Below are 12,112 nucleotides of genomic sequence, written 5' to 3'. Positions count from 1 at the left end.
ACCGAGCGCCGCTTCGAAGACTCTGGCTGTCATGGCACCACTCCTCGGAGTGATCAACCGGCCCCGATCCTACCCACTCGATTTTCAAGAGAGGCCTTTTTCGCGAGGGTGTTCATTCAGGGCGTGACGGCCAGCTGCAGCGCCTTCAGCGCTTCTTCGATCGGGATGAAGAAGTTGAAGCCCTTGCCGGCCTCGACGCCGCCCTGCGTGATGGCGATCACGCGGCCGTCGCCATCCAGCAGCGGGCCGCCGCTGCTGCCGAAGGTCACCGCCGCGTCGCTCTGCAGCACATGCCTGCCCTGCAGCATGCGGTCGGCGCTGAGCACGCCGCGCGTCATCGAGTTGTTCAGCACGCCCAGCGGCGAGCCGATGGCATAGACATCGGAGCCCACGTCCAGGGCCGTGCCGCCGCGGATGGCGAGCGCGTCGCCGTCGGTCAGCGCCGTCTTCAGCAGGGCCACGTCGGCCTGCTCGTTGACCTTGACGACCTCGGCCACGGCCTTGTCACCGTTCTGCAGTTTGATGCGGGCGTATTTCGAGCCCTTCACGACATGGGCATTGGTCAGCAGATGGCCGGCCTTGTCGATGAAGAAGCCGCTGCCCGAGCCGGAGGCCGTCTCCAGCGTGACGACGGCGTTGCGCAACTGGGCCTGGTTCTTCAGCGCACCGCCACCGGTGGCGGGAACGCCCTTGAGTGTCAGCGCCGCGGCGGGCAATGGAGCCTCGGCCGCTGCGCTGCTGGCCGCGGATGCCGGCGCGGCAGCGGGTGCGGCCGTGTCGCTCGCCTTTAACGCTTCGAGGATGGCCGGCGCGGCGAGGAAATTGCTCAGCGACGAGATGACGGCGCGCTTGGGCAGGTCGGGCACCTTGTCCTTGCTGGCCGCCAATCCCTCGGCCGAGGCCTGGTAGACGACCTTCTGCTGCTTCTCCGAGAACAGGGCCCAGTCGATCTTGTAGTAGATCCAGCCCTCGGCACTGTTGTTCAGCCAGCAGAGCTCGTGCTTGGCCTCGGTCAGGATGCCGCCGATGCGGAAGTCCGGCGCGGCGGCCACGTCCACGTCGAAGGCGTTGGACTGGCCCTTTCCGGCGAGCGGGTAGCCCAGGCGCTTGAGCTCCTGGGTCGCGACGCTGCCCATGAAGGCGCCGTAGTTCTTGATGTAGTTCTCGGTCACCGTCAGCGGCTGGCGGTTGATGCAGAACCAGCCGAAGCTGTTGCCGCCCATGTCGTCGCCCTGCAGCATCGAGATCTTGAGCTTGTCGACGGCCAGCGTGACCTTCAGCTCGGCGCCCTGGGCGCTGATGGCTTGCCTCTGAGCGACGCTGGGCGGTGGGGGCGCGTCGGCCGCCAGCGCGGCGTTGGCGGACAGGGCCAACCCCAGCAGCAGGGCGGGGCGCAGGTTCATCGTCATGGTTCCTCCTCGGCTTACTCATGGCCCGTCGCGCTGATGGCGCCGTTATGGGGCCGGCGCGGGATATTAAGCGAGCCGCGAGGTGGCTTCTCAGTCCAGCAGGCCGCAGTTGGCCGTGCCCCAGCGGTCCACCGGCAGCCTGAAGCGCTGGCCGTTCCGCAGGACCTGCCAGTTCTCGGGTGTGGTGCGGCAGGTCCAGACCTGGCCCGCGCCGGTGCGCAGTTCCAGCTCGTAATAGGCCTCGCGCCGGCCCAGGCGTTCGCGGCCGGGCTCGCCGGCCGGCACCACCCGCAGGGGCGGGTTGGGCCAGCGCGGCGTGCTGCCGGCCTCGCCCTCCTCGCGGGCGATCCATTGCCGGCGCCAGGCCAGCAGGCTGTAGCGGCAATGCTCGGCCAGACCGACGCGCTGGCCGCTCGGGTCGGCGATGCGGCGGCGGCTGATGTCGAAGGCGCCCTGCGGCAGCTCATCGCACCAGTCGGTGCCGGCCTCCAGCCGCAGCCGCTCCACCTCGATCTCCAGGCGCCAGGTCCGGCGCACCAGCTCGACCGCGAAGCCGCGCGGGCCGTAGGCCCACCAGGCCAGCGGCGGCAGCATCGCGAGCAGTGCGAGGGCCGGAACGAGCACCCGCAGGCGCGGCAGGCGCATGCTCAGTCGGCGTCGAACTGCACGGCGATGGCCTCTTCCCACTGCGCCAGCTCGTCGCCGCCGACATGCAGCCAGGCCAGTGCGTCGGCGTGGTGGGCGGCCCAGTCGGCGTCCTCGGGCAGGCCTTCGTTGCGGCGCATCAGGTGGTCGGCGATGAGGCCGGCAGCGATCAGCGTGTGCACCTCGGGCTCGATGTCGGCATGGCCGAGGGCGGCGTAGTCGTGGTGCAGGCGGATGGCGGCCATCAGCGTGGGCGAGAGGTTCCACACCCGCGCGACCAGGGCGCCCACGACGGCGTGGTCGGTCTTGTGGTTGGCGTTCTCGGTGGCGATGTAGGGGCGGTCGATGCGGGCGGCGGCCTCCACCATCGTGGCCGCATAGCCGCGCACGCTCTGCAGCAGCACCGGCATGCCGACATGCAGGAACAGGCCGAAGCTGTGCGCCAGGTCGGGCGACAGGCCCGGCAGCTGGCGCGCAATGGTGGCCATCGCGATGGCGCGCTTGCTGCTGCGCTGCCAGAAGCGTGCGAGCTGCGGCGCGTTGACGGGGATGGCATGGCGAGCCAGGAAACCCATCATCACGGCCACGCTCTCGCGCAGGCCGATGCGGGTCATGGCCTGGCCCACCGTCGCGCAGGGCGGCCCCACGGGCTTGAACAGCGGGCCGTTGGCAATGCGCAGCAGCGTCGCGGCCATGGCCACGTCGCTGGACGCGATGCGGGCGACGAGGTTGAGGTCGGGCTCGGGCTCGCTCATGGCCTGCTGCAACTGAGCCAGCAGTTCGGGGCAGGGCGGGATCTGGATGTGCTGCAAGGGGCCGCGGCGGCGCGACTGGTCGAGGTCGTCGCGGATGCGCTGCGTGCGGCCGGGGCTGGCGTGAGGGGATGCCGGGTTCTGCATGGTTTGAAAATCTTAGGTGAGCCCGTGCCCGGGTACAGTGAATTCAATCGCTCCCCGCCGTCAATCTTGCCCACTTCACCGACCTGTCTCGCCATGGCCTCCCGCCGTCGCCGGGGGTGGTGGCTGGCCGCGCTGCTCGCCTGCTCCTGGCCGGCGCTGGCGGCCTACGACGCTGCGCGCGTGCTGGAGGTGGCGGCCGCGCGCAGCCCCAGGCTGGCCGATCAGGCCCAGGCCCTGGTGCAGCTGATCGAGCGCGACAGCACGCTGGACGAGGCGCAGCGCCTGAAGGACATCAACGACTTCTTCAACCGCCGCATCGCGTTCAAGGACGACCAGACCGTCTGGGGCGTGCCCGACTACTGGGCCTCGCCACTGGAGAGCCTGGAGAAGCGCGCCGGCGACTGCGAGGACTACGCCATCGCCAAATACTTCAGCCTGGCCGCCTCGGGCGTGGCGACGGCCAAGCTGCGCATGGTCTATGTGCGGGCGCGGTTGGGCGGGCAGTCGCTGGCCCATATGGTGCTGGCCTACTATGCCCAGCCGGGCGCGGAGCCCCTGATCCTGGACAACCTGCGCCCCGAGGTGCTGCCCGCATCGCAGCGCGCCGACCTGACGCCGGTGTTCAGCTTCAATACCGAAGGCCTGTGGCAGGGCGTGGGTCCGGTGACGGCGGGCGACCCGCTGGCGCGGCTGTCGCTGTGGCGGGAGCTGGTGGCCAAAGTCAAAGCGGAGGGATTCTTGTGAGGGAAAAGACATGTCCTTGATGCGGCAGATCGCATGGCTGGTGCTGGGCGTGGTGCTGGCGGCGCTGGTGGGCGCGGTCGGCCTGTCCACGCTGTCCGCGCAGCAGTTGATGCGCACCCAGCTCGAACTGAAGAACGCCGACAACGCGCAGGCGCTGGCGCTCGCGCTGTCGCAGCAGAAGGGCGATGCCGAGCTCATCAAGCTGCTGGTGTCGGCGCAGTTCGACACCGGCGCCTACGAGTTCGTGCGCTGGCGCGGCGCCAGTGGCGAGACGCTGTTCGAGCGCGCCGAGCCACCCCGGCCCGGCCAGGCGCCGGCATGGTTCCGCGACCTGCTGCCCATCGAGGCGGCGCCCGGCGTGGCCCAGCTCTCCAATGGCTGGAATGCCATCGGTGCGGTCGAGCTGAAGAGCCATTCCAGCTATGCCCATGACGCGCTGTGGCAGTCCTCGCGCCGCTTGCTGGCCTGGCTGCTCGTCGTCGGCATCGCCGCCGCCGTGGCGGCCTGGGCCGGGCTGCGCCGCATCCGCCGCCCGCTGGATGCGGCCGTGGCCCAGGCCGAGGGCGTGCTGGCCGGCAGCTATGGCCAGGTCATCGAGCCGCGCGTGCCCGAGCTGCAGCGCCTGACCCGGGCGATGAACGCGATGGTGCAGCGCGTGCGCGACCTCTTCGAGGCTCAGGCCGGCCAGCTGCTGGTGCTGCGCGAGCAGGTCCACCATGACCCGCTGACCGGCGTCTCCACGCGCAAGCATTTCCTGGCCGAGCTGGACTCGGCCTTGCAGCGCGACGACGGCCCCGCCATCGCCGGCCTGGTGCTGGTGCGCCTGCGCGACCTGCCGGGCCTGAACGCCCGTCTGGGGCGCAGCACGGCGGACGACGTGCTGCTGACCCTCGTGACCGCGCTGCGGGCCTATCCCGAGTCCGTCGCCGGTTGCCGCGTCGGCCGGCTCAACGGCGGCGACTTCGCGCTGTGGCTGCCTGCCGAGGGCGTGGCCGCCGAGACGGCCCATGCGCTGGCCGATGCGCTGCGGGCCAGCCTGCCGGCCTTTGGCCCCGGCGTGCAGGTGGCGCTGGGCGCCATCGAGCTGCCGCGCGAGCGACCCAGCAGCGTCTGGCTGGGCGAGGCCGATGCCGCGTTGGCGCGTGCCGAGCACCTGGGCGAGGCGCGTGGCGGCTTCGTCGTCGAGATCGTGGCCGACCCGGGCGTGGGCCGCGAGCAGGGCGAGGCCCTGTGGCGCTCGCAGCTGCACGAGGCCGTCGTGCAGCGCCACGGCCGCCTCGTCGAGTTCCCGGTGCGCGACCGCGGCGGCCGCCTGCTGCACCTGGAATGCCCGCTGCAGCTGCGCCTGGATGCCGACTTCCTGCCGGCCACGGCCTGGCTGCCGCTGGCGGTGCGTGCGCGCCAGACGGCCGTCGTCGACCTGTTCGCCGTCGACCTGGCACTGCGCGCCATCACGGCCGACGGCCAGCCCCGCTGCATCAACATCGCGCCGGCCTCGCTGGCCGACGCGGCCTTCCTGCCGCAGCTGCGCGAGCTGCTCGGGCACGCGCCGCAGGCGGCGCGCGGCCTGCTGCTGGACCTGGCCGAGGCTGCCGCCACCGAGCACTTCGACCGCCTGCTGGAACTGGGCCGCCAGCTGCGCCCGCTGGGCGTCAAGCTCGGGCTGGAGCATGCCGGCGCGGGGCTGGCCCAGGTCGAGAAGCTCTACCAGGCCGGGCTGGACTATGTGAAGCTGGACGCGTCCGTGCTGCTCGGCGTGGCCGGCGAGGCCGGCCGCGCGGCCTTCGTGCGCGGCATGGTCATCATGCTGCGCAGCCTGGCGCTGAAGGTCTATGGCGAGGGCGTCGTCGACGCGATGGACGCCCAGGCGCTGTGGGACTGCGAGCTGGACGGGCTGACCGGGCCATGGGTGACGGCCAGCCTGCGGGGCTGAGCGCCGCCCCTCAGATCTTCATCTCCCAGCGCAGCTGCCACTGCGTATAGCTGGGCCCGCCGCTGCGCGAGGTGATGAGCTGCGCGCCGGTGTCGATGACGGTGCCGGTGAAATAGTCCAGCGCCGACAGATTGGTGGCCGACAGCCGCAGCGACTGCGCCGTGTCGATGGCCCACAGCGCGAAGGCGTCCAGGACCGCCTTGCGGCTGGCCGTGACCTCGGTGAGCGTCGTCTGCTGGATGGTCGTCTGCGGCGTCCAGTTCAGCGACGCGCCCAGGCTCAGTGGCAGCGTCTTCAGGCGGTAGTCCGCGCCCAGGTTGGCCGTGCCTTTGGGCTGGGCGTCGATGCGGTTGTTGGGCCCCGGGATGCCGCCGACCCGGGACGTGAACAGGCTCAGGTTGCTGCGCACATTGACCGGCAGCGCGTCCTCCAGCCATTCGTCCAGCCGGAAGCGCGCCTCCAGCTCCAGCCCCGCCGTCGACGCATTGCCGATGTTCCGCGGCCGCGCCACCCAGCGTGGCGTGGCGCTCCACGACACCGTCTCCAGCGACGTGACCGTGCGCATCAGGTTGCTGATGCGCCGCGCGAAGAAGTTGGCGCTGAGCAGGCCGCCCTTGCTCAGGTAGTTCTCGAAGCCGATCTCGAAGCCCGTGGCCAGTTCGGGCTTGAGATCGGGGTTGCCGGCGCGGTCCGGGGTGTTGGCCTGGTGGGGCACCTGGCTGTTGAGGGTGGGCCGCGCGATCAGGTCCTGCAGCTGCGGGCTGCGGTAGCTGCGCGTCAGGCTGAAGCGCAGCATCTGCCGGCCGCGCTCGTCGAGCTTGTAGCGGGCATGGGCCAGCGGCGTGAAGACGCTGGAGCGGTTGTGCGCGTCGTAGTTGGCGGCGCTGGACCGGGTCGTGATGCCCTCCCAGCGCGCGCCGGCATAGAAGTCCCACTGCTTGCCCATGCTCCACTCGTCCTGGGCATAGGCGGCGAAGCGGGTGGACGCGGCGTCGAGGTCGTCGCCGAAGTCCTGCAGCCCCGGCTGCGGCGCGCCGTTGACCAGGGTCACGCGGTTCTGGTCGCGCGTGGTGCCCTCGCCCTCCAGGCCGGCGACGAGGCTGTGTTCGCCGCCGAGGTTGTGCGAGAGCTTGGCCAGCGCGCTCCAGCTGCTGTCGCGGCTTTGCGTGTCGTCGTCCTGCAGCCGCGTCGCCACGCCGGCCAGGCGCTCCTGGCGCCGGCTGTGGCTGTCGCCCTGCGCGTGGCCGATGCCGCCGCGCAGCTCGATGCGCGTGTCGGGGCCGGCGCGGGTCAGCCACTGCGCGTTCAGCCGGGCCATCGTGAAGCGGCTGCTGCCACCGGTGTCGAACTGGTCGAAGAAGCCGGCGGGCTGCGGGCTGGGCGCCGGCGTGGTCGTCTGCAGCAGATGGGAGCTGGTGTCGGAGCGGCTGGACACGAGGAAGGGCTGCAGAGCCAGGCTGTCGCCGCCGTCGAGCTTGAGCTGGATGCGGGCGTTCACGTGCAGGCCGGTGCGGCTGTCGGCGCTTGTGCCCCGCGAGGACAGCAGGCTGTCGCTGCCGCTGGCATCGGTGTGTGTCAGCGTGTCGTTGATGACCTTGTCCAGCCGCTCGCCGCGCATCGCGTTGACGGTGAAGTTGTAGGCATGGCCGGCGCCGAAGCCGTCGTTGCGCGTCCAGCTGAGGCCAGGGCTGAGCCTGCCGCGCTCGGCCGCGAAGCCGGCGCGGAACTCGTTGAGCTTCCTCTTCAGCGCCTCGCGCAGCACGATGTTGATGGTGCCGGCGACGGCGCGCGTGCCGTACTCGGCCGTCGGCGCGCGCAGCACCTCGATGCGCTCGATCTGCTCGGGCGGCAGTTCGTCCAGCGAGAAGCCGGGCGGCATGCGCTCGCCGTTGACGAGGATCTGCGTGTAGCCCCGGCCCATGCCGCGCATGCGGATCTCGCCGCCGCGGCCCGGGCGGCCGCCGGTGGTCACGCCGGGCAGGCGCTTGATGACCTCGCCGAGTGTGGTGTCGCCGAAGCGGTCGATCTCCTCGCGCGTGATGACGATCTTGCTGGCCGTGGACGCGCGGCGGATGGACTCGTCGCTGGCCTGGCCGTCGACCTCGACGCGGTCGAGCTGGGCGGGGGGCTTGGCGTCGGCGGGCTTGGCGGCGGGGCGTTGTGTCGGCCGCTGCTGGCGGGCGGGTGCCGAGGCGGCCGCCTCGGGCGGAGCGGGCTGGAGCTGGGTTTGGGCCAGCGCGGGCGGCAGGCTGCCGTAGGCCGCCAGAGCGGCCGCCACGGAGACAGGGAAGAGTTGCATGGCAGCGAGGTTGCCATGCGGTCCGGGCCGGCCTGTGGCCGGTCGGTGAACGAAAGAATTCTTTACCGCGGCGGCGCGCTAGACGGCGAACTGCGCGGACAGGTAGCCGCCGTTCTGGCGCCTGGGCTGGACGGCGGGGGCGATCTTGCCGAGGTCGACCCAGGCGGCCGTCAGCGAGAAATGCTTGCTGGGCGCCCAGGCGAGGAAGACGTCCTTCCAGTCGTCCTCCTTCAGCGCGCCGGTGCCCAGCACCGACCGGTTCAGGTTGTCCGGCTTGGCGCGGTACTCGACGCCGACGGCCAGGTCCTTGCGCAGCAGCCTGGCGACGGAAAGCTCGGGCCGGAGCCGGGCGCTGCCACCCTGCGCGCCGCCGAAACCGAGCAGGCCATTCTGGTTGGCGCGGGTGGCGCGCAGCGTCAGGTTCACGAGCAGGCCCTGGGCGAGGAAGAGCTTGGTCGCGCTCACGTAGGCATCCGTGCCCGAATCTCTGGCGCCCAGCGGGCCGAAAAGGGTGGGGCCGAGGCCGCCCGCATGGGCCTGCTTGCGCTCCAGGCCGAGGGCGATCTGCGGCATCGGCGTGTCGCTGTCCAGCACCGCGTCGCCGGCGATGCGCAACTTGGCGGCGAGGATGTCCTGCTTCAGGTGCAGGCCCGCCAGGCCCAGTGCGGCCAGGTTGTTGCCGGTGTCCAGGTCCTGCCTGGCGATGCTCAGCTCGATGCGGTCCCAGGCCGACACCGCCGCGCCATGGACCTGAAGCCCGTAGTTGCCCGTGCCGGCCCGGGTGGCGAAGGCGGTGGCGCCGATCTCGCCCGTCGTCGCATAGCTGCCCGTCAGCGCCCAGGGCGTCAGCCCGCCGCCGGCCGCGCCGTCGATGCTCGAGACGCCGCCGGTCAGCAGCAGCTTGCCGCCGGACTGGGCCAGCGTGCAGGCTGGGGGCAGCATGGCGGTGAGCCCGATGAGGAGGGCGAGGGCAGGGCGATGCATGGAATTCTCCGGCTCCGGTGCGAGACGGCCGGACTCTACGCACAAGACCCGCCGGCCGGCCGCGAACCGGCCGCGGGCTAGACTGCCTGCCCTGTTTCCCGTGAACCCTTGCCTGCCATGACCGCGATCTCCGAAGCCCAGCTCCAACCCCTGCTGCAAGCCGTGACGGACCCCGGCAGCGGCCGCACGCTGGGCGAGGCCAAGGCCATCCGCTCGATCAAGGTCGAGGGCACGGACGTCGCCATCGACGTCGAGCTCGGCTACCCGGCCGCCAGCCAACATGCGGCCCTGCGCGCGGCCCTGGTGGCCGCGGCCAAGGGCGTGGCCGGCGTCGGCAATGTCAGCGTCGGCATCTCGACCAGGGTTGTCGCCCATGCCGTGCAGCGCGGCGTGCAGTTGCTGCCGGGCGTGAAGAACATCATCGCCGTGGCCTCCGGCAAGGGCGGCGTGGGCAAGAGCACGACGGCCGCCAACCTGGCCCTGGCCCTGGCCGCCGAAGGCGCCCGCGTGGGCGTGCTGGACGCCGACGTCTACGGCCCCAGCATGCCGCTGATGCTCGGCGCCAGCGGCCGGCCCGAGACCCTGGACGGCCAGAACATGGAGCCGCATGTCGCGCATGGCCTGCAGGTCAATTCCATCGGCTTCCTGGTCGACGACGACCAGGCCATGATTTGGCGCGGCCCCATGGCCACTCAGGCGCTGGAGCAGCTGCTGCGCCAGACGCGCTGGCAGGAGCTGGACTACCTCATCGTCGACATGCCGCCCGGCACCGGCGACATCCAGCTGACGCTGTCGCAGCGCGTGCCCGTGACCGGCGCCGTCATCGTGACGACGCCGCAGGACATCGCCCTCATCGACGCCAAGAAGGGCCTGAAGATGTTCGAGAAGGTGGGCGTGCCCATCCTCGGCATCGTCGAGAACATGGCCGTGCACGTCTGCTCCAACTGCGGCCATGCCGAGCACATCTTCGGCGCGGAAGGCGGCGCGAAGATGGCGGCGCAATACGGCACCGAGCTGCTGGCCGCGCTGCCGCTGGCCATGAGCATCCGCGCCCAGGCCGACTCGGGCACGCCCACGGTTGCTGCCGAGCCCGACGGCGAGGTCGCCGCGCTCTACAAGGCACTGGCGCGCAAGGTCACGGCCAAGATCGCCGCCCAGGGCAAGGACTATTCGGCGAAGTTCCCGACGATCTCGATCTCGAAGAACAGCTGATTCACCTGGCCTCGCTGCGCAGCAGCAGCTCGAAGCAGGCGCCCGTCTCGGAGGGCTGCAGCTTCAGCTCGCCGCCATATCGTTCGACGAGGCTGCGGCTGATCCAAAGCCCCAGGCCCGTGCCGTCGCGCCGGCCGGTGACGAAGGGCTGGAACAGGCGTTCGCGCAGCGCCGCCGGCACGCCGGGGCCGCTGTCCTGCAGGCGCAGGCGCAGGCCCAGCGGGCGGCCGTTGGCGTCGTCCCAGTCGTCCAGCGCCGCCGTCAGCAGGCCGCCGTCGGGCATGGCCTGTTGGGCGTTGGCGATGAGGTTGATCAGCACCTGCTGCAGCTCCTGGCGGTTGATGGCGGCGGCGCGCCCGCTGTGCAGCTGCTGTTGCACCGTCACGCCGCCGGCCTGCAGCGGGCGGGCCAGCAGCACCAGGCAGTCCTGCAGCAGCTGCGGCACGTCCACCGGCTCCACATAGCCGGCGTAGTCGCCCGGCCGCGCGTACTGCAGCAGCTGGGTCACGATGAGGCGCATGCGCTCGACCTGCTGGTCGATCAGCCTGAGCTCGGCCGCCGCGGGCGCCGCGGCGGCGCCGAGCAGCTCGCGCGCCAGGTCCAGGTTGCCCTGGATGACGGCGATGGGGTTGTTGACCTCGTGGGCGATGCTGGCCGTCAGCTGGCCCACGGTGGCCAGCTTCTCGCTGCGCAGCAGCCGCGCCTGAGCGGCCTCCAGCTCGGCCGTGCGCTCGGCGACCTTGTGGTCCAGCTCCTCGCCCCAGCGCTGCAGCGCGCGGGTCTTGTCGTCCACGGTGTCGAGCAGGTGGTCGAGGTGGCCGGCCAGGGCCGTCAGCTCGTCGGGCCGGCCGGCCAGCGGGCCGACGCGCGCGGCGCCTTCGCCGGCCTCGACGCGGCCCATGGTCCGCGTCATGCGCTCCAGCGGCTTGAAGATGGTGCGTGCCCAGCGCAGCGACACCCAGGCGGCGAGGGCCATCACGGCGAAGAAGACGATGGCGATGCCGGCCAGCACGGCGGTCTTGATGCGCACGAAGGGCCGCTCCAGGAAGCCGACGTAGAGCATGCCCACGCGCTGGCCGCCGCCGTCTGCCAGCGGTTCGTAGGCCGACACATACCAGTCGTTGACGACGAAGGCCCTGGCCAGCCAGGTGCCGCCGCGGCCCAGCACGGCGTCGCGCACCTCGCGCGACACGCGCGTGCCGATGGCCCTGTCCTCGCTGCCGCCGAACAGCCGCACATTGGTGGAGACGCGCACGTCGTCGAGGAAGAGGGTGGCCGTGCCCAGGCTGCCGGCGGGCAGGGCGCCTTCGGGGTAGACGATCTGGTTCAGGTGGTCGATGAAGCCGAGGTTGCGGTTCAGCAGCACGCCGCCTTGCAGATGGCCCAGCAGGCGGCCGGCCTCGTCCAGTACCGGCGCGCGGGCCACCAGCACCAGCGCGCGGTCCTCGCGGGCGCGCTGCGTGGGTGCTGCGTTCTGCGTCGGCAGCAGCGGGATGCCCAGGCGGGGGCTGAGCTGCGGTGCGATCTCGGCGAAGCGCGCGGCCTCGATGACGGCCACCGAGGCCAGCGCGCCGCTCGCGTCGGCGACCAGTAGCGGCATGGCCGGGCCGTCGGCGACCAGGCCGGTCTCGCGCGCCAGCAGCCGGCCGTCGGGCGCCAGCAGGTTCAGGAACTCCAGCCCATGCTCGGCGCGCGCCGCCGCCAGCAGGGCCGGCACGCCGTCCAGCCGGCCCTGCTGCAGCGGTTGCACCAGCGCATGCGAGCCCGCGGCGGCACGCGTGCCACCGCCCACCTCGGCCTGCACCCGCTCGAAATAGCCCTGGGCCACGGCCAGGTCGCTGCGCACCTTGGTGATCAGCAGCCGGTCCAGTGCGTCATTGCCCCAGACCAGCAGCACCAGTCCCAGCAGCGGCAGCACCAGCACCAGCGGCAGCAGGGCCAGCGCGAGCAGGCGCGCGCGGATGCTGTAGCGCCGCTGCGCTGCCAT

At 71.6% G+C, this 12,112-nt stretch carries 9 protein-coding genes; 3 read left to right on the top strand and 6 right to left on the bottom strand.

Annotated features, from left to right (window positions below; all coding sequences use genetic code 11):
• Positions 1-116 precede the first annotated feature (116 nt).
• The 3 genes from EV671_RS24065 to EV671_RS24055 all read right to left on the bottom strand — a co-directional run bounded on the left by EV671_RS24065 (position 117) and on the right by EV671_RS24055 (position 2,953).
• A complete protein-coding gene (locus EV671_RS24065) occupies positions 117-1,409 on the bottom strand; it encodes a S1C family serine protease (RefSeq protein WP_132576457.1) in 1,293 nt (430 codons plus the stop codon).
• 90 nt (positions 1,410-1,499) lie between these two features.
• Positions 1,500-2,054, bottom strand: a complete 555-nt coding sequence (locus EV671_RS24060; RefSeq protein WP_132576456.1) for a hypothetical protein — start codon at positions 2,052-2,054, stop codon at positions 1,500-1,502.
• Between the two features lie 2 nt (positions 2,055-2,056).
• A complete protein-coding gene (locus tag EV671_RS24055; RefSeq protein WP_132576455.1) occupies positions 2,057-2,953 on the bottom strand; it encodes an HDOD domain-containing protein in 897 nt (298 codons plus the stop codon).
• A 93-nt stretch (positions 2,954-3,046) separates the two neighbouring features.
• Between EV671_RS24055 and EV671_RS24050 the strand changes: the two genes are divergently transcribed.
• Together EV671_RS24050 and EV671_RS24045 are read left to right on the top strand one after the other, a co-directional pair.
• The gene (locus EV671_RS24050) at positions 3,047-3,697 is read left to right on the top strand and encodes a transglutaminase-like cysteine peptidase (RefSeq protein WP_132576454.1); all 651 of its coding nucleotides are present in this window, start codon (positions 3,047-3,049) and stop codon (positions 3,695-3,697) included.
• A 10-nt stretch (positions 3,698-3,707) separates the two neighbouring features.
• A complete protein-coding gene (locus tag EV671_RS24045) occupies positions 3,708-5,630 on the top strand; it encodes a bifunctional diguanylate cyclase/phosphodiesterase (protein ID WP_132576453.1) in 1,923 nt (640 codons plus the stop codon).
• A 10-nt stretch (positions 5,631-5,640) separates the two neighbouring features.
• Here EV671_RS24045 and EV671_RS24040 read toward each other — a convergent pair whose 3' ends face one another.
• A complete protein-coding gene (locus EV671_RS24040) occupies positions 5,641-7,929 on the bottom strand; it encodes a TonB-dependent receptor plug domain-containing protein (RefSeq protein ID WP_132576452.1) in 2,289 nt (762 codons plus the stop codon).
• A gap of 78 nt (positions 7,930-8,007) precedes the next feature.
• The gene (locus EV671_RS24035) at positions 8,008-8,913 is read right to left on the bottom strand and encodes a DUF3034 family protein (protein ID WP_132576451.1); all 906 of its coding nucleotides are present in this window, start codon (positions 8,911-8,913) and stop codon (positions 8,008-8,010) included.
• Positions 8,914-9,030: 117 nt separating this feature from the next.
• Here EV671_RS24035 and apbC point away from each other — a divergent pair, with 117 nt between their 5' ends.
• On the top strand, positions 9,031-10,125 hold the full coding sequence (apbC, locus tag EV671_RS24030; protein WP_132576450.1) for an iron-sulfur cluster carrier protein ApbC: 1,095 nt from the start codon (positions 9,031-9,033) through the stop codon (positions 10,123-10,125).
• A 1-nt stretch (position 10,126) separates the two neighbouring features.
• Here apbC and EV671_RS24025 read toward each other — a convergent pair whose 3' ends face one another.
• Positions 10,127-12,112 carry a sensor histidine kinase gene (locus tag EV671_RS24025; protein WP_132576449.1) on the bottom strand — a complete coding sequence of 662 codons (1,986 nt, stop codon included), beginning with the start codon at positions 12,110-12,112 and terminating at the stop codon, positions 10,127-10,129.

Source organism: Roseateles saccharophilus, from assembly GCF_004342485.1.
Taxonomy (GTDB): Bacteria; Pseudomonadota; Gammaproteobacteria; order Burkholderiales; family Burkholderiaceae_C; genus Pelomonas; species Pelomonas saccharophila.
This window is presented reverse-complemented; position numbering and strand designations above follow the sequence as displayed.